Annotated in this window: 14 protein-coding genes and 1 pseudogene; 2 read left to right on the forward strand and 13 right to left on the reverse strand. The window is 71.8% G+C overall.

Annotated features, from left to right (window positions below):
- Positions 1-53: 53 nt before the first annotated feature.
- Positions 54-620: a HutD/Ves family protein gene (locus tag ACZ5WC_RS00895; protein WP_468538697.1), complete on the reverse strand. Its 567-nt coding sequence runs from the start codon at positions 618-620 to the stop codon at positions 54-56.
- Positions 617-1,366: a vWA domain-containing protein gene (locus ACZ5WC_RS00900; RefSeq protein WP_468538699.1), complete on the reverse strand. Its 750-nt coding sequence runs from the start codon at positions 1,364-1,366 to the stop codon at positions 617-619. The genes ACZ5WC_RS00895 and ACZ5WC_RS00900 overlap by 4 nt, the downstream gene beginning before the upstream one ends.
- Before the next feature lie 143 nt (positions 1,367-1,509).
- Here ACZ5WC_RS00900 and ACZ5WC_RS00905 point away from each other — a divergent pair, with 143 nt between their 5' ends.
- A complete protein-coding gene (locus ACZ5WC_RS00905) occupies positions 1,510-2,421 on the forward strand; it encodes a rhomboid family intramembrane serine protease (protein WP_468538700.1) in 912 nt (303 codons plus the stop codon).
- Positions 2,422-2,576: 155 nt separating this feature from the next.
- Here the strand turns inward: ACZ5WC_RS00905 and ACZ5WC_RS00910 are convergent, their stop codons facing one another.
- The 3 genes from ACZ5WC_RS00910 to ACZ5WC_RS00920 form a co-directional block, all read right to left on the reverse strand.
- The gene (locus ACZ5WC_RS00910; protein ID WP_468538702.1) at positions 2,577-4,037 is read right to left on the reverse strand and encodes a glutamate synthase subunit beta; all 1,461 of its coding nucleotides are present in this window, start codon (positions 4,035-4,037) and stop codon (positions 2,577-2,579) included.
- Positions 4,030-8,589 (reverse strand): glutamate synthase large subunit, encoded by a 4,560-nt coding sequence (gltB, locus tag ACZ5WC_RS00915; RefSeq protein ID WP_468538704.1) that lies wholly within the window; start codon positions 8,587-8,589, stop codon positions 4,030-4,032. Before gltB ends, ACZ5WC_RS00910 begins: the two co-directional genes overlap by 8 nt.
- 430 nt (positions 8,590-9,019) lie before the next feature.
- The gene (locus ACZ5WC_RS00920; RefSeq protein WP_468538706.1) at positions 9,020-9,751 is read right to left on the reverse strand and encodes a VIT1/CCC1 transporter family protein; all 732 of its coding nucleotides are present in this window, start codon (positions 9,749-9,751) and stop codon (positions 9,020-9,022) included.
- Positions 9,752-9,853: 102 nt separating this feature from the next.
- Between ACZ5WC_RS00920 and ACZ5WC_RS00925 the strand changes: the two are divergent.
- Positions 9,854-10,314 (forward strand): annotated as a pseudogene (locus ACZ5WC_RS00925) (ADP-ribosylglycohydrolase family protein); the annotation flags it as partial.
- Between the two features lie 100 nt (positions 10,315-10,414).
- Here ACZ5WC_RS00925 and lgt read toward each other — a convergent pair.
- The 8 genes from lgt to ACZ5WC_RS00965 all read right to left on the reverse strand — a co-directional run bounded on the left by lgt (position 10,415) and on the right by ACZ5WC_RS00965 (position 16,795).
- The gene (lgt, locus tag ACZ5WC_RS00930) at positions 10,415-11,380 is read right to left on the reverse strand and encodes a prolipoprotein diacylglyceryl transferase (RefSeq protein WP_468538708.1); all 966 of its coding nucleotides are present in this window, start codon (positions 11,378-11,380) and stop codon (positions 10,415-10,417) included.
- A gap of 129 nt (positions 11,381-11,509) precedes the next feature.
- Complete coding sequence (locus ACZ5WC_RS00935) at positions 11,510-12,337, reverse strand: DsbA family protein (RefSeq protein WP_468538709.1); 828 nt, start codon at positions 12,335-12,337, stop codon at positions 11,510-11,512.
- Between the two features lie 75 nt (positions 12,338-12,412).
- Positions 12,413-13,225, reverse strand: a complete 813-nt coding sequence (trpA, locus tag ACZ5WC_RS00940) for a tryptophan synthase subunit alpha (protein ID WP_468538711.1) — start codon at positions 13,223-13,225, stop codon at positions 12,413-12,415.
- The gene (trpB, locus tag ACZ5WC_RS00945; RefSeq protein WP_468538713.1) at positions 13,222-14,508 is read right to left on the reverse strand and encodes a tryptophan synthase subunit beta; all 1,287 of its coding nucleotides are present in this window, start codon (positions 14,506-14,508) and stop codon (positions 13,222-13,224) included. Before trpB ends, trpA begins: the two co-directional genes overlap by 4 nt.
- A 127-nt stretch (positions 14,509-14,635) precedes the next feature.
- Positions 14,636-14,905 carry a tryptophan biosynthesis modulator TrpM gene (gene trpM / locus ACZ5WC_RS00950; protein ID WP_468538715.1) on the reverse strand — a complete coding sequence of 90 codons (270 nt, stop codon included), beginning with the start codon at positions 14,903-14,905 and terminating at the stop codon, positions 14,636-14,638.
- A gap of 18 nt (positions 14,906-14,923) precedes the next feature.
- A complete protein-coding gene (gene trpC / locus ACZ5WC_RS00955; RefSeq protein WP_096632082.1) occupies positions 14,924-15,733 on the reverse strand; it encodes an indole-3-glycerol phosphate synthase TrpC in 810 nt (269 codons plus the stop codon).
- Between the two features lie 115 nt (positions 15,734-15,848).
- Positions 15,849-16,442 (reverse strand): DUF2752 domain-containing protein, encoded by a 594-nt coding sequence (locus tag ACZ5WC_RS00960; protein ID WP_468538716.1) that lies wholly within the window; start codon positions 16,440-16,442, stop codon positions 15,849-15,851.
- Between the two features lie 101 nt (positions 16,443-16,543).
- Complete coding sequence (locus ACZ5WC_RS00965) at positions 16,544-16,795, reverse strand: HGxxPAAW family protein (RefSeq protein ID WP_311119152.1); 252 nt, start codon at positions 16,793-16,795, stop codon at positions 16,544-16,546.
- Between the last annotated feature and the right edge of the window lie 91 nt (positions 16,796-16,886).

The following is a 16,886-nucleotide window of genomic DNA, read 5'->3' on the forward strand; positions in this document are numbered from 1 at the left end:
AACACCCGATACCCGACACCTCCTGTCCGGTATCCCGAGCTGTCTCCGGACACTCACACGTCCGAGAACGTGACGACCACCGCCTGGCCCATCGTCCGCAGGACCCCCGGTGACTCCCCCGCCGCCAGCACCGCGTCGTAGCGGTCCAGCCGGACACCGTCCGCGCCCTCCAGCACCGCGCCGTCGTCCAGCGAGAGGGCCAGCACCGAGCCGCCCGGGGGCGGCAGCAGACGGACGGTGCCGCAGACGACCGCGGTCTCCGCCCGCGTGGACGCCCTGCGGTACATGACGTTGAGGTTGACGACGGGCCCGCCCAGCAGGAAGCCGTCGGTGGGCAGGTCGCCGGGGAAGTCGTGCGGCCACAGCGGCTCGTCGACGATGTGGTGCTCGCCGCCGACGACGAGGTCCATGCCCGGGCCCTCGACCACGGTCAGGGTGCGGTCCACCCCGGGGAAGACGGAGAACGGCCCGTCGGCGGTGACGTCCGCGAGGCTCACCCGCCAGGCGAAGGCGTCGGCCCCCGCGCCCCCGGGGCCGCTGGCGACCTCCCGGGTGAGCCCGCCGCCGTTCTTCCAGGGCACCGGCGCACGGTCGGCGGCGCGCAGGACGCGTGCGGTCATCGGACGATCCCCTGGGCCTCGGCGGCGGCCAGCCAGGACGGGAACTCGGCGACCAGCCGGTCGTACAGTTCGCCGTCCGGGACCTTCCGGGGGTCGGGCCCGGCGTGGAAGTACCCCGCGTTGTCGACGGGCCGCTTGGCGGGGACGGGCAGCTCGTCGAGCCTGCGCAGGAAGTCGAACTGGCTGCTGCGCGTGTTGCCGAAGCCGACGAACTGCCAGAACAGCGGCAGCCGGGCGGCCTTGCAGAGATAGCGCTCGGCGGCGAGCTTGTTGATCGGCCCGCCGTCCGTCTGGAAGACGACCAGGGCGGGCGCGGTGGAGGCGCTGTCGAGGTAGTGGTCGATGACCGCGTCCATCGCCAGGTGGTAGCTGGTCTTCCCCATGTGCCCGAGGCCCGCCACGATCTCGTCGATCCGGCCGTGGTGGTGGTCGAGTGCGATGTCGCTGACCGCGTCGACGTCGGTGGAGAAGAAGACCACGGGCACCGTGCCGTCGTCGTCGAGGTTGGCCGACAGGCCCAGCACCCGGTCGGCCAGCGCCTGGACGCTGCCGTCCTTGTAATAGGGCTTCATCGAGCCGGAGTAGTCGAGGACCAGGTAGACGGCCGCGCGGCGACCGCCCAGTCCGTGCTTCTCCAGCGAGATCCCGGCGCTCTTGTAGAGGCTGACCAGGTCCGGAGCCGTTTCCCGCACCTTGGTGAGGCTGATGGCCGGGCCGGTGCCCACCACCGTGTTCACACCGTTCATGACGGCCCCCCGTTCTACGCTCTGCGGACCTTGAGCGTAGGCCACCGCCGGGCCCCGGGCACACGGTCCCCGGTACCGGTTCGCTATCTTGATCGCCGCCGCCCCCACCGGCCCCGTTGCGCACCCCAGTGAAGGAGCCGGCCATGGAGGCCGCCGCCACCGCGTGTTACCGCCATCCGTCCTACGAGGCGTATGTCCGCTGCACCCGTTGCGACCGCCGCATCTGCCCGGACTGCATGCGTGAGGCGGCCGTCGGCCACCAGTGCGTGGAGTGCGTGAAGGAGGGGCAGCGCTCGGTGCGGCGGGCCCGCACGGTCTTCGGCGGTGCGGTGTCCGGGGTGGCCACGCCGGTGGTGACGTACGCCCTGATGGCGCTCAACGTGCTGGCCTACCTCGGCGAGGTGATCCGGCCGGAGGCCGTGGACCGGTTCGGGGTGCTGGGGGCCGTGCTCACCGGGCCGGACGGCGAGCAGTACTACTACCGGGGGGACACGTACGCCGGGTACGAGCTGACCGGGATCGCGGACGGGGAGTGGTACCGGCTGGTGACCGGGGCGTTTCTGCACCTGCCGCCGGACACCTCGTTCGGGGTGATGCACCTGGTCTTCAACATGTTCGCGCTGTGGAACATCGGGCGGGCGGTGGAGGGGCAGCTCGGCCCGGTCCGGTACCTGGCGCTGTATCTGCTGGCGGCGGTGGGCGGTTCCGTCCTGGTGTACCTGCTGGCGCCGGACACGTCCACGGTCGGCGCGTCCGGGGCGGTGTTCGGGCTGGCCGCCTCGTACTGGGTCATCAACCGGCGGCTCGGCCGTGACATGGCGGCGGTCAACCGGTTCATGGCCGGGTTCCTGCTCTGGATGGTGCTCTCGGCCCTGTTCACCTCGTGGCAGGGGCACCTGGGCGGGCTGCTGACCGGGGCGCTGGTGACGTACGGGCTCGCCTACGCACCGGCGAAGCTGCGGACCTGGCCGGTGCAGCTCGCGGGCGGGGCGGTGCTGGTGGCGCTGTTCGCCGTGGCCGTGGCGGCGCAGACCTCGGCGCTGACCGGCGGGTGAGGGCTCCCGGGGCAGCCGGCCCCGGACGCGCCACGGCGCCCGCTGAGTCCGGTCGGGGACAGGCAGGCGCCGCGTTCAGTTCCGCACGCCGTTGTACGGGACGTCTTGAGGGGGCTCCCCCGGGCCGCGTGGCCCAGGGGGAACCCGGGTGGTGCTCAGACCAGCAGGGACCGGTCCGTCGGGCGGATCGGGGCCGGCAGGGCGCTGGTCCCGGTCAGGAAGCGGTCCACTCCGCGGGCGGCGGAGCGGCCCTCGGCGATCGCCCAGACGATCAGCGACTGGCCGCGTCCCGCGTCACCGGCGACGAAGACGCCGTCGACGTTGGTCGCGTAGTGCTCGTCGCGGGCGACGTTGCCGCGCTGGTCGAGCTCCAGGCCGAACTGCTGGACCAGGCCATTGGACTGGTCGGTTCCGGTGAAGCCCATGGCGAGGGTGACGAGCTGCGCCGGAATGCGCCGCTCCGTGCCGGGCTTCTGCTCCAGCTTACCGTCCTTGAACTCGACCTCGACCAGGTGGAGGGCCGCGACGTTTCCGTCCTCGTCGCCCTCGAAGTGGGTGGTGGAGACGGAGTAGACCCGCTCGCCGCCCTCCTCGTGCGCGGAGGTGACCTTGTAGAGCATCGGGAAGGTCGGCCAGGGCTGGTTCGCGTTCCGCTCCTCGCCCGGCTTCGGCATGATCTCCAGCTGGGTGACGGAGGCCGCGCCCTGGCGGTGGGCGGTGCCCACGCAGTCGGCGCCGGTGTCGCCGCCGCCGATGACGACGACGTGCTTGCCGCCGGCGTGGATCGGGGAGACCGTGAGGTCGCCCTCCTGCACCTTGTTGGCGAGCGGCAGGTACTCCATCGCGAAGTGGATGCCGCCCAGCTCACGGCCGGGGACCGGCAGGTCGCGGGAGACGGTGGCACCGGCCGCGATGACGACCGCGTCGTAGCGGCGGCGGAGCTTCGCGGCGTCGATGTCCTTGCCGATCTCCACCTCGGTGCGGAACTTGGTGCCCTCCAGGCGCATCTGCTCGATGCGGCGGTTGATGTGCGACTTCTCCATCTTGAACTCGGGGATGCCGTAGCGGAGGAGGCCCCCGATGCGGTCCGCGCGCTCGTAGACGGCGACGGTGTGACCGGCCCGGGTCAGCTGCTGGGCGGCGGCGAGTCCCGCCGGGCCCGAGCCGATGACCGCGACGGTCTTGCCGGAGAGGCGCTCGGGCGGCTGCGGGGTGACGTCGCCGCTGTCCCACGCCTTGTCGATGATGGAGACTTCGACGTTCTTGATGGTGACGGCGGGCTGGTTGATGCCGAGCACACACGCCGACTCACACGGGGCCGGGCACAGCCGCCCGGTGAACTCCGGGAAGTTGTTCGTGGCGTGCAGCCGCTCGGAGGCCGCGGTCCAGTCCTCGCGGTAGGCGTAGTCGTTCCACTCGGGGATGAGGTTTCCGAGCGGGCAGCCGTTGTGGCAGAACGGGATGCCGCAGTCCATGCAGCGCCCGGCCTGCTTGCTGATGATCGGGAGCAGCGAGCCCGGAACGTAGACCTCGTTCCAGTCCTTGACGCGCTCGGCCACGGGGCGGGTCTGGGCGACCTCGCGTCCGGTGGTCAGGAAGCCCTTGGGGTCAGCCATGGGTCGCCGCCTCCATCATCTTCTCGGTGGTCTCCTGCTCGGAGAGACCGGCGAGCTCAGCGGCGTCCTTGGCGGCGAGCACTGCCTTGTACGTGGTCGGGATGATCTTGCTGAAGCGGGGCACCGCGCTGTCCCACTCGGCGAGGAGCTTCCCGGCGACGGTGGAGCCGGTCTCCTCGTGGTGGCGGCGCACCACGTCGTGCAGCCACTGCTTGTCGGTGTCGTCGAGCTCCTCGATGGCGCCGAGGTTGCCGACGTTGACGTTGTCGCGGTTCAGGTCGATGACGTAGGCGATGCCGCCCGACATTCCGGCGGCGAAGTTGCGGCCGGTCTCGCCGAGGACGACGGCCTGGCCGCCGGTCATGTACTCGCAGCCGTGGTCGCCCACGCCCTCGGAGACTACGAGCGCCCCGGAGTTGCGGACGCAGAAGCGTTCGCCGGTGCGGCCGCGGAGGAAGATCTCGCCGCCGGTCGCGCCGTAGCCGATGGTGTTGCCGGCGATGGTGGAGTACTCGGCGAGGTGGTCGGCGCCCCGGTCCGGGCGGACGATGACGCGGCCGCCGGAGAGGCCCTTGCCGACGTAGTCGTTGGCGTCGCCCTCCAGGCGCAGGGTCACCCCGCGCGGCACGAACGCGCCGAAGGACTGGCCGGCCGAGCCGGTGAAGGTGAGGTCGATGGTGTTCTCGGGCAGGCCCGCACCGCCGAACTTCTTGGTCACCTCGTGGCCGAGCATGGTGCCGACGGTGCGGTTGATGTTGCGGATCGCGACCTGGGCGCGGACCGGCTGGGCGGCCTCGGCGCTGTCGGCGCCGAGCGCGTCGGCGGCCAGCTTGATCAGCTGGTTGTCGAGCGCCTTGGTCAGTCCGTGGTCCTGCTCGATGATCTGGTGGCGGACCGCACCCTCGGGCAGTTCGGGCACGTGGAAGAGCGGGGCGAGGTCGAGGCCCTGCGCCTTCCAGTGGGTGACCGCCCGGTCGGTGTCGAGGAGTTCGGCGTGGCCGACGGCCTCCTCGATGGTCCGGAAGCCCAGCTCGGCGAGGATCTCGCGGACCTCTTCGGCGATGAACTCGAAGAAGTTGACGACGTACTCGGCCTTGCCGGAGAACCGGTCGCGCAGGACCGGGTTCTGGGTGGCGATGCCGACCGGGCAGGTGTCCAGGTGGCAGACGCGCATCATGACGCAGCCGGAGACGACGAGCGGCGCGGTCGCGAAACCGAACTCCTCGGCGCCGAGCAGCGCGGCGATGACGACGTCGCGGCCGGTCTTGAGCTGGCCGTCGGTCTGCACGACGATGCGGTCGCGCAGGCCGTTGAGCAGCAGCGTCTGCTGGGTCTCGGCGAGGCCGAGCTCCCAGGGGCCGCCCGCGTGCTTGAGCGAGGTGAGCGGGGAGGCGCCCGTTCCGCCGTCGTGGCCGGAGATGAGGACGACGTCCGCGTGGGCCTTGGAGACACCGGCGGCGACCGTGCCCACGCCGACCTCGGAGACCAGCTTCACGTGGATGCGGGCCACGGGGTTGGCGTTCTTGAGGTCGTGGATCAGCTGCGCGAGGTCTTCGATGGAGTAGATGTCGTGGTGCGGCGGGGGCGAGATGAGGCCGACGCCGGGCGTCGAGTGACGCGTCTTGGCGACCCACGGGTAGACCTTGTGGCCGGGCAGCTGGCCGCCCTCGCCGGGCTTGGCGCCCTGGGCCATCTTGATCTGGATGTCGTCCGCGTTGACCAGGTACTCGCTGGTCACACCGAAGCGGCCGGAGGCGACCTGCTTGATGGAGGAGCGGCGCGCCGGGTCGTAGAGGCGGTCGGGGTCCTCGCCGCCCTCGCCGGTGTTGGACTTGCCGCCGAGCTGGTTCATCGCGATGGCGAGCGTCTCGTGCGCCTCGCGCGAGATGGAGCCGTACGACATGGCGCCGGTGGAGAACCGCTTGACGATCTCGGAGGCGGGCTCGACCTCGTCCAGGGAGATCGGGGCCCGGTCCGAGGTGAAGCCGAAGAGGCCGCGAAGCGTCATCAGCCGCTCGGACTGCTCGTTCACCCGGTCCGTGTACTGCTTGAAGATGTCGTAGCGCCTGTTGCGGGTGGCGTGCTGGAGGCGGAAGACCGTCTCCGGGTCGAACAGGTGCGGCTCCCCCTCGCGCCGCCACTGGTACTCGCCGCCGATCTCCAGCGCGCGGTGCGAGGCCGCGATGCCGGAGGCGGGGTACGCCTTGGTGTGCCGGGCGGCGACCTCCTTGGCGATGACGTCCAGGCCCGCGCCGCCGATCTTGGTGGCGGTGCCGTTGAAGTACCTCGCGACGAAGGCCTCGTCGAGGCCGACGGCCTCGAAGACCTGCGCGCCGCGGTAGGAGGCGACGGTGGAGATGCCCATCTTGGACATGACCTTCAGGACGCCCTTGCCGAGCGCGTAGATCAGGTTCCGGATGGCCTGCTCGGCCTCGATGTTCTCGATGAACGTGCCCGCGCGGACCAGGTCCTCGACGGACTCCATGGCGAGGTACGGGTTGACCGCGGCGGCGCCGTAACCGATCAGCAGGGCGACGTGGTGGACCTCGCGGACGTCCCCGGCCTCGACCAGCAGGCCCACCTGGGTGCGCTGCTTGGTGCGGATGAGGTGGTGGTGGACGGCGGAGGTGAGCAGCAGCGAGGGGATCGGCGCGTGCTCGGCGTCGGAGTGCCGGTCGGAGAGGACGATCAGGCGGGCGCCGTCCTCGATGGCGGCGTCGACCTCGGCGCGGATCTCCTCGATCCGCGCGGCCAGCGCGTCACCGCCGCCGCCGACCCGGTAGAGACCGGCGAGGGTGGCGGCCTTCATGCCCGGCATGTCGCCGTCGGCGTTGATGTGTATCAGCTTGGCGAGCTCGTCGTTGTCGATCACCGGGAACGGCAGCGTGACGCTGCGGCAGGCCGCGGCGGTCGGCTCCAGGATGTTGCCCTGGGGGCCGAGCGAGGAGCGCAGCGAGGTGACGAGCTCCTCGCGGATGGCGTCCAGCGGCGGGTTGGTGACCTGGGCGAAGAGCTGGGTGAAGTAGTCGAAGAGGAGCCGGGGGCGCTCGGAGAGCGCGGCGATCGGCGAGTCGGTGCCCATGGAGCCGAGCGGCTCACCGGCGGTCCGGGCCATCGGCGCGAGGATGACGCGCAGCTCTTCCTCGGTGTAGCCGAAGGTCTGCTGGCGGCGGGTGACCGAGGCGTGGGTGTGCACGATGTGCTCGCGCTCGGGCAGGTCGCTCAGCTCGATCTCGCCGGTCGCCAGCCACTCCTGGTAGGGCTGCTCGGCGGCGAGGGACGCCTTGATCTCGTCGTCCTCGATGATGCGGTGCTCGGCGGTGTCGACGAGGAACATCCTGCCGGGCTGGAGGCGGCCCTTGCGGACGACCTTGGCCGGGTCGATGTCGAGGACGCCGACCTCGGAGGAGAGCACGACGAGGCCCTCGTCGGTGACCCAGTAGCGGCCGGGGCGCAGCCCGTTGCGGTCGAGGACCGCGCCGACCTGGACGCCGTCGGTGAAGGTGACACAGGCCGGCCCGTCCCAGGGCTCCATCATCGTGGCGTGGTACTGGTAGAACGCCCGCCGGGCCGGGTCCATGGAGTCGTGGTTCTCCCACGCCTCGGGGACCATCATCAGCACGGAGTGCGGCAGCGAGCGCCCGCCGAGGTGGAGCAGCTCCAGGACCTCGTCGAAGGAGGCCGAGTCGGAGGCGTCCGGGGTGCAGACGGGGAAGATCCGGTCGAGCTGCTCGCTGCCGAAGAGGCTGGAGGCGAGCTGCGACTCGCGGGCCTTCATCCAGTTGCGGTTGCCCTTGACCGTGTTGATCTCGCCGTTGTGCGCGACGAAGCGGTACGGGTGGGCCAGCGGCCAGCTCGGGAAGGTGTTGGTGGAGAAGCGGGAGTGGACCAGCGCGACCGCGGAGGCGAAGCGGCGGTCGGAGAGGTCCGGGAAGAACGGCTCCAGCTGTCCGGTGGTGAGCATGCCCTTGTAGACGATGGTGCGGGCGGAGAGCGAGGGGAAGTACACCCCGGCCTCACGCTCGGCACGCTTGCGCAGGACGAACGCCTTGCGGTCCAGGACGATGCCGGTGGACTCGCCGTCGGCGACGAAGACCTGGCGGAACTCGGGCATGGTGGCGCGGGCGCCGTTGCCGAGGAGTGCGGGGGTGACCGGGACGTCGCGCCAGCCGAGGACCTTCAGGCCCTCCTGGGTCGCGATCTTCTCGATCGTGCGGACGGCCTCGGTGGAGGCGTCGGCGGGAAGGAAGGCGATGCCCACGGCGTAGGCGCCGGCCTCGGGAAGCTCGAAAGGGGTCTCGGCGCGCAGGAAGGCGTCGGGGACCTGGCAGAGAATGCCGGCGCCGTCGCCGGAGTCGGGCTCGGAGCCGGTGGCGCCGCGGTGTTCGAGGTTGCGCAGTACGGTCAGCGCCTGCTCGACCAGCTCATGGCTGGCCACACCGGTCAGAGTGGCCACGAACCCGACGCCACAGGCGTCGTGCTCGTTGCGGGGGTCGTACATCCCCTGCTGGGCGGGGCGACCGTCCATGGGCGACCAGGCGTCGGTACGCATCGGCTCTCCCGTCGTCGTCGTGGCATGTGCAGTGCCGAGGGACGACGTTGGCCCTCTGCGAAATTTCGTGCAGGTTACATGATGGGGCGCTTCTCAAGAAGCGGAAGGCTTGTTCCAACATGCGGACACCGTGGTGACCAGAAGTGACCGGATGGCCAGGGGGTGGGTCGCCGCCAAAAGGATCGGCGCCCGGGGAGTCACAGAGAGCAGGCGTCGTTGCCTGCGGTGCTTACGGCTCTTGCCCGGCGGCAAAGGAAACGAAACCACCGAGTAACGGCTACTTATGTGTAGCCCTGCATAGCGTCTCATTTTACGGCCGCGGAGCCGGTCGCGCCCAGTGGGCGGCGCCAAGACGTACGTCACACGGGCTGCCGCACCGCTGGGCCGTTCGGGCGGCCCGGTTACGCCGTTCGCCGGGCCGCTGCCGGGTTCACCCGACCGCCACACCGAACAGCGTGCCGAGTCCGTACGTCATCGCCGCGGCCGCACCGCCGAGCGCGAGCTGACGCAGTCCGCTGAACCACCAGCTGCGGGCCGTCACCCGGGCCACGACCGCGCCGCAGGCGAACAGTCCGGCCAGGGCGAGCAGCACCGCGGGCCACAGGGCGCTCGCGCCGAGGAGGTAGGGCAGGACGGGCAGCAGGGCACCCAGCGCGAAGGCCCCGAACGAGGAGACCGCGGCCACGAGCGGCGAGGGCAGGTCGCCCGGGTCGACGCCCAGCTCCTCGCGGGCGTGGATCTCCAGCGCCTGGTCCGGGTCGCGGGAGAGCTGACGGGCGACCTCAAGGGCGAGCGGGGCGTCCACCCCCCGGGACTCGTAGAGCGCGGCCAGCTCCGCCATCTCGTCCTTGGGGTGCTTACGGAGCTCCCGGCGTTCGACGTCGAGCTCGGCCTCGACCAGCTCGCGCTGCGAGGCGACGGAGGTGTACTCGCCGGCCGCCATGGAGAACGCCCCGGCGGCCAGACCCGCGAGCCCGGTGATCACGATGGCCTGCTGGGAGACCGCACCGCCCGCGACCCCGGTCATCAGGGCGAGGTTGGAGACCAGCCCGTCCATCGCACCGAAGACGGCGGGGCGCAGCCAGCCGCCGTTCACATCCCGGTGGGTGTGGTTGTCCCGGTGCGCCTCGTGCAGGACGGCGTCGGTCTCGATGATGGCCACGATGCACTTCTCCCCAGTGAGTACAACTCTCGACAAAGTCCAAAGTACGCCGGTCGGGCGACCGCCGCCAGCAAGGCAGGCCTGGCTTACCACCCCCCTGACCTGCGAAGAAAGGCCAGCCTCAGCTATCCGGCCGGGGTCATCCGAGTGGCTCTTCTCCCGCCGTTTCCCGCCTCCGGCGGCCCTGCGCGTGGCACAGATACGGACAGGGCCCGGATACGGACTCGCCGGACGAGCGGAAGGGCGACGCCATGGACACGGCCGTCGGCAAGGAACGGGCCAGGGGGGGCGCTGCTGGGGCTGGCGGTCGGGGACGCGCTCGGCGCCCCGGCGGCGAATCCGCGGCCCTCCGAGATCCACCGCCGCTGGGGCCGGATCGAGGGCTTCGTGAGCGAGGACCCGGCGGGCACGGACGACACGGAGTACGCGGTCTTCTCCGGGCTGCTGCTGGCCCGGCACGGCTCCGCGCTCGGCGTCGCCCAGGTGGAGCGGGCCTGGCACCACTGGATCGCCGATCTCGACGAGGGCCCGTTCCGGGGGCCGGGTTCAGCGAGCGCGGCACGCCGCACACGGGCGATCGCCGGGCGGTCCTGAGGTCTGTCCCAGGGACCGCCCGGCGATCAGGGGGTGCGCGGGGTGCGCCGGGTGACGGGCGCGCGAAGGTCAGCTCTTGTCGGCCGCCTCGGGGGCGGGCTCCTTCTTGAGCAGGTCGCCGCCCGTGCTGCCGGACTCGGGCGCGTCCGCGTCCTCGGCGCCGTCCTGCTTCTCGGCGGTGTCGGCGGAGTCGGCGTCGGCGGGCTTCTCAGCCTCGGCGTCCCGGTCCGGCTCGACGATCTCCTCGCGGCCCGGGCGCAGCTTCGCGGAGATCACGATGTAGGTGACGGCGAGGACGAAGACGATGATCGCGGTCCACACGTTCAGGCGCAGGCCGAGAACGTGGTGGGCCTCGTCGACCCGCATGTACTCGATCCAGCCGCGACCGGCGCAGTAGGCCGCGACGTACAGCGCGAACGCCCGTCCGTGGCCGAGCCTGAAGCGGCGGTCGGCCCAGATGACCAGCAGCGCGACGCCGATGCACCACAGCGACTCGTAGAGGAAGGTCGGGTGGTAGGTCCCGGCGACGCGGTTCGGGCCCTCGCTGATCTCCAGCGCCCAGGGAAGGTCGGTGGGCTTGCCGTACAGCTCCTGGTTGAACCAGTTGCCCCAGCGGCCGATGGCCTGGGCGATGGCGAGGCCCGGGGCCAGCGCGTCCGCCCACGCGGGCAGCGGGATGCCCCGGCGGCGGCAGCCGATCCAGGCGCCGACCGCGCCGAAGGCGACCGCGCCCCAGATGCCGAGGCCGCCCTCCCAGATCTTGAAGGCGTCGACCCAGTTCTGGCCTTCGCTGAAGTAGAGCTGGTAGTCGGTGACCACGTGGTAGAGCCGGCCGCCGACGAGGCCGAAGGGCACCGCCCAGACAGCGATGTCGGCGACGGTGCCGGCTTTGCCGCCACGGGCGACCCAGCGCTTGTTGCCGAACCAGACGGCGACGAAGACACCGATGATGATGCAGAACGCGTAGCCGCGCAGCGGGATCGGGCCGAGCTCGATCACGCCGGTCGACGGGCTGGGAATGGAGGCAAGGTTCATGACGGAGTCGACGCTACCTTGCCGGGCGGTGGGTAGGCCAAGCCACCCGGCAACGTCTGCGTAACGGGGGCACGGTCACGGGCCCGTACGCCGGCTCTTTCCGGGGCTGTCCCGGGCCGTACCCAGGGATCAGGAAGCAGGGGCGGACGGGGTGGCGGTGCCTGGCTTCTTGCCCTTGTTGGCCTCGGCGACCCACTTCTTCAGGTTCTCCGGGGAGATCTGCTCGTCGCCCTTGCTCGGGAAGACGGACTCCCCGTTGAGCAGCACGGTCGGCGTTCCCTGGAAGCCGCCCTCGCGGAACGCCGTGTCGGACTTCCTCACCCAGCTGTCGTGCTCGCCGTCCTCCACGCAGCCGCGGAAGCCCGGCGTGTCGAGCCCCTCGACCTCACCGGCCAGCTCGATCAGCCGGCTGTTCTTGCCGAAGGCGTCGTCCGGCTCGGGAGGCTGGTTGCGGAAGAGGACGTCGTGATACGGGGCGAACCTGCCGACGTCCTGGGCGCATGCGGCGGCGTTGGCGGCGCGCAGCGATCCGCTGCCGCCGAGGTTGCCGTCGATGATCGTGGCGAGGTGATACTCCACCTTGACCTGGCCCTGGTCGGCCAGGTCCGTGATGGTGTCCCGGAAGGCGTTCTCGAACTGGGCGCAGACCGGACAGCGGAAGTCCTCCCAGATCGTGAGGGTGGACGGGGCGTCGGAGGCGCCGACCGGCAGGGTCAGGGAGTCCTCGCCGGTCGCGCCCGAGGGGGCGATGGCGGGGCCCGACGCGGTGTCCCCGCCGTCGTCCTTGCCCGCGTTGGCGGCGATCAGGCCGACCACGGCGGCCAGCGCCAGCACCCCGACCACCGCCGAGGCGACGATCAGCGTGCGGCGCCGCTTCTCGCGCCCCTTCTCCCGCTCGCGCTGCTGGGCCAGGCGCTCGCGCGCGCTTCTGTTTCCCTCAGGGATCTTGTCGCTCACACCCGGGGAACGAACCGGGGAGGCACCTCCGCGCCTCCCCGGCCCATAATCCACCCATTCGGGTGATTCAAGGCGTCAGCGCTTTCGAACGCCCACGGCCAGGTCGCCCGCCAGGGAGCGGACGGCGTCCAGACCCGCGGTCTCGTCGGGGGCGTCCAGCATGGCCTTGACGAAGGCCGAGCCGACGATCACGCCGTCGGCGAATCCGGCGACCTCGGCGGCCTGTGCGGCGTTGGAGACACCGAGGCCGACGCAGACCGGCAGCTCGGTGGTGGCGCGGGTGCGGACCACCAGCTCCTGGGCCTGGGCGCCGACGGAGGCGCGGGTGCCGGTGACGCCCATCAGGGAGGCGGCGTAGACGAAGCCGCTCCCGGCCGCCGTGATGGTGGCGAGGCGGGCGTCCTGGCTGCTGGGGGCGACGACGAACACGGTGGCCAGGCCGTGCTTGTCGGCGTGCTCGCGCCACAGCGCGGACTCCTGGACCGGCAGGTCGGGCAGGATGCACCCGGCACCGCCCGCCTCGGCCAGTTCGGCGGTGAAGCGCTCCACGCCGTACCGGTCGATGGGGTTCCAGTACGTCATGACCAGGATCGGGACGCCGGTGGCCTCGTGCGCCTCGCGGACCGTGCGCATCACGTCGGCGATGCGGACCCCGCCGCGCAGGGCGATGTCGTCGGCGGTCTGGATGACCGGGCCGTCCAGGACCGGGTCGCTGTGCGGGAGGCCGACCTCGACGATGTCCGCGCCGCCCGCGACGACGGCCTTGACCGCCTCGATGCCGCCGTCGACGGTCGGGAACCCGGCGGGCAGATAGGCGATGAGCGCCGCCCGGTCCTCGGCCTTCGCGGCGGCCAGGGTGGTGTTCAACAGCTCGATGTTGCCGCTCACTTGGCGTCCCCCTCGATCTCGGCGCGGTCGCTGTCGGCGTCCGCCTCGACGGCGGCGTCGGGGTCGTAGAGACCGAAGTAGCGGGCGGCGGTGTCCATGTCCTTGTCGCCGCGCCCGGACAGGTTGACGAGGATCAGCCCGTCCTTGCCGAGTTCCTTGCCGAGGTCCAGGGCACCGGCGAGCGCGTGGGCGCTCTCGATGGCCGGGATGATCCCCTCGGTGCGGGAGAGGAGGCGCAGGGCCTGCATGGCCGCGTCGTCGGTGACGGCGCGGTACTCGCCGCGCCCGATGTCCTTGAGGTAGGAGTGCTCCGGGCCGATGCCCGGGTAGTCCAGACCGGCCGAGATGGAGTACGGCTCGGTGATCTGGCCCTCGTCGTCCTGGAGGACGTAGGAGCGCGAACCGTGCAGGATGCCCGGCTCGCCCGCGGTCAGGGTCGCCGCGTGCTCGCCGGTCTCCACGCCGTGTCCGGCGGGCTCGCAGCCGACCAGGCGGACCCCGGCGTCCGGGATGAAGGCGTGGAAGAGGCCGATGGCGTTGGAGCCGCCGCCGACACAGGCGACCGCCGCGTCCGGGAGCCGGCCCGCGCGCTCCAGGAGCTGGCGGCGCGCCTCGACGCCGATGACCCGGTGGAAGTCGCGGACCATCGCCGGGAAGGGGTGCGGGCCCGCGACCGTGCCGAAGAGGTAGTGCGTGCGGTCCACGTTGGCGACCCAGTCGCGGAACGCCTCGTTGATGGCGTCCTTCAGGGTCCGCGAACCGGACTTCACGGCGACGACCTCGGCGCCGAGCATCCGCATCCGGGCCACGTTCAGCGCCTGGCGCTGGGTGTCGATCTCGCCCATGTAGATGGTGCAGTCGAGGCCGAAGAGGGCGCAGGCGGTCGCGGTGGCGACCCCGTGCTGACCGGCTCCCGTCTCGGCGATGACCCGGGTCTTGCCCATGCGCTTGGTGAGCAGCGCCTGGCCCAGCACGTTGTTGATCTTGTGCGAGCCGGTGTGGTTCAGGTCCTCCCGCTTGAGGAAGATCCGGGCGCCGCCCGCGTGTTCGGCGAAGCGCGGGACCTCGGTCAGCGCGCTGGGCCGTCCCGTGTAGTCGGCCATGAGCGCGTTGAGCTCGGCGGCGAAGGCCGGGTCGGCCTTCGCCTTGTCGTACTCGACGGCGACCTCGTCCACAGCGGCGACGAGCGCCTCCGGGATGAACTTGCCGCCGTACGCGCCGAAATAGCCCTCGGCGCTGGGGATCAGACCCTCCGGGTCCGGAATGAAGAAGTCGGACGACATGTGACGTGCTCCTTGGCATGGCAACAGGTGGGTTCACCGTATGCGCGGAGCAGCGAGCGCCACCGGGACAGCGTGCGGTCGTACGTACGACATACGACAGGTACCGCGGTACGTCGGCCGGGGCTCGCTACAGCGCGGGCCCCGGGCGCCATCGCATCCCGTTGACCTGGCCGGGCTCGTCACCGATCACGTACCGCACCCGCCGTCCGTGCACGCGCCGGGCCGGGGCTCGGCAGCCCCGCGGCCTGCACCCGCGCCCCAGCGGGGCGTGCGGGTCCCGGGCCGGGGCCCCGGCGGGGCTGGGGCCTGTCGTCACACTGCCGCCTGCCGGGCGGCGCATGGCAGTGTGACGACAGGCCCTACCCGGCCGGGTGCGGGGCACGGGGCGGTCGGTCATGGTCGCAGTCGCTCCCGGTCAGCCGCGGCCGTGGCGGAGCGCCGGGTGGGCGCCCGCGGCGACCAGGTCGGCGACGGCGGCGCGCGGGTCGCGGCCGGTGACCAGGGACTCGCCGACCAGGACGGCGTCGGCGCCGGCGTTGGCGTACGCGATCAGGTCGTGCGGGCCGCGGACGCCGGACTCGGCGACCTTGACGATGTGGTCGGGGATCTCGGGGGCGACGCGCTCGAAGATGGAGCGGTCGACCTTGAGGTCCTTCAGATTGCGCGCGTTGACACCGATGATCTTCGCTCCGGCGTCCACGGCGCGCTCCGCCTCCTCCTCGTCGTGCGCCTCGACGATCGGGGTGAGTCCGATCGACTCGGCGCGCTCGATCAGGGAGACGAGGGCCTCCTGGTCGAGGGCGGCGACGATCAGCAGGGCGAGGTCGGCGCCGTAGGCGCGGGCCTCCCACAGCTGGTAGGAGGTGACGATGAAGTCCTTGCGCAGGACCGGGATGTCGACCTTGGCGCGGACGGCCTCCAGGTCGGCGAGCGAGCCGCCGAAGCGGCGCTCCTCGGTGAGGACCGAGATGACGGACGCGCCGCCGGCCTCGTAGTCCGCGGCGAGCGCGGCGGGGTCGGCGATGGCGGCAAGGGCCCCCTTGGAGGGGGACGAGCGCTTGACCTCGCAGATGACGGTCACGCCCTCGCCGCGCAGGGCGGCGACTCCGTCCTTGGCCTGGGGAGCGCGGGCTGCGCGCTCCTTCAGCTCGTCGAGGCTGACGCGCGCCTGCCGCTCCGCGAGGTCGGCGCGAACGCCGTCGATGATCTCGTCGAGCACACTCACGCGAGCGGCCCCCTTCCGGAACGGTGAATAGGGAACAGGATCAGCCATACCGATGGTATCCGCAGGAGGCCCCGGGGCTCGCATCCGGCCGCGCCGCGTCCCACTACCTGGGCATTCAGGGGGCCAGCGCCGATCCGAACGGCAGATTCCGGGCCACGGAGAAGACCAGGAGCAGGGCTCCGATGCCCCACCACCAGGCGGGGGCGAGCCGGATCCGCAGGGGCTGCCCGCGCCAGGCCCGTACCAGCCACAGCACCCAGACCACGGCGAAGAGGAAGTAGCCGACGGTGGCGACGGCGTTGGCGGAGAAGGCGGCGCCGAGATCGCCGTGGATGAACGCGTGCGCACTGCGCAGCCCGCCGCAGCCGGGGCAGAGCGCGCCGGTGATCTTCAGCAGCGGGCAGACGGGGTAGTGGCCGGGCTCGTTGGGATCGACGGTCCCGACGTACGCGAAGGCGCCTGCGACGGCGGCGAGGATACCGAGAGGGGTGGCGAGCCGGCGCAGGGGGGCGGGCCCGTCCCCGCCCGTCCGCGCCGGAACGGGCCGGGCCCTGTCCGCAGTCGGGCAGACGGTCGGCGGCACGCCCCGGGGCCCGGGGCCCGGCGGTGAGGCTTCCGTGCGGGCCGGACCGGTGGGCCCGGGGCCAGGCGGAGGGCTGGTGTCGGAGTCCGGCGGCTGGGCGGCGGCGGGGGTTGGCGAGGCGTCCACCCGGTGATTGTCCCCGCTGACGCGGAAAGGCGCAGCCCCGGTGGGGCTGCGCCTCGCTGCGTGTCGCTCCGGCCGGTCGCCGGGGCGGGCCTGCGGCCCGCTCAGTGGGAGGTCTGGGCCTGTCCGGCGCGGGCCCGGGCCTCGGCCATCTCGGCGGACTCCTTCGGCATGCCGAGACCGGCGGCCCTCATCGCGAGGCCCACGAGTCCACCGGCGAAGATGACGGCGATACCGACCCAGAAGCCGAGCGGGTTGTCCGCCACCATGAAGACGCCTGCGACGCAGAAGCCGATGAAGGAGATGATGACACCGGTCCAGGCGGCCGGGGTGTGTCCGTGGCTGCTGCCCGCCATGAGTTGCTCCTTGTTGGTGTTGCGCTGTGGGTATCGCGGTGACTGGGGCCGCCGCCCGGGGGACGGCGCGCTCCCATTGTCCCGTACGGGG

Source organism: Streptomyces sp. NPDC033165 (assembly GCF_055577965.1).

Coding starts and splice junctions, on each gene's coding strand:
- ACZ5WC_RS00965 (WP_311119152.1), bottom strand. CDS start 16,795: ATGGCGGGCAGCAGCCACGGACACACCCCGGCCGCCTGGACCGGTGTC.
- ACZ5WC_RS00905 (WP_468538700.1), top strand. CDS start 1,510: ATGGAGGCCGCCGCCACCGCGTGTTACCGCCATCCGTCCTACGAGGCG.
- trpB (WP_468538713.1), bottom strand. CDS start 14,508: ATGTCGTCCGACTTCTTCATTCCGGACCCGGAGGGTCTGATCCCCAGC.
- ACZ5WC_RS00895 (WP_468538697.1), bottom strand. CDS start 620: ATGACCGCACGCGTCCTGCGCGCCGCCGACCGTGCGCCGGTGCCCTGG.
- ACZ5WC_RS00910 (WP_468538702.1), bottom strand. CDS start 4,037: ATGGCTGACCCCAAGGGCTTCCTGACCACCGGACGCGAGGTCGCCCAG.
- gltB (WP_468538704.1), bottom strand. CDS start 8,589: ATGCGTACCGACGCCTGGTCGCCCATGGACGGTCGCCCCGCCCAGCAG.
- ACZ5WC_RS00900 (WP_468538699.1), bottom strand. CDS start 1,366: ATGAACGGTGTGAACACGGTGGTGGGCACCGGCCCGGCCATCAGCCTC.
- lgt (WP_468538708.1), bottom strand. CDS start 11,380: ATGAACCTTGCCTCCATTCCCAGCCCGTCGACCGGCGTGATCGAGCTC.
- trpM (WP_468538715.1), bottom strand. CDS start 14,905: ATGACCGACCGCCCCGTGCCCCGCACCCGGCCGGGTAGGGCCTGTCGT.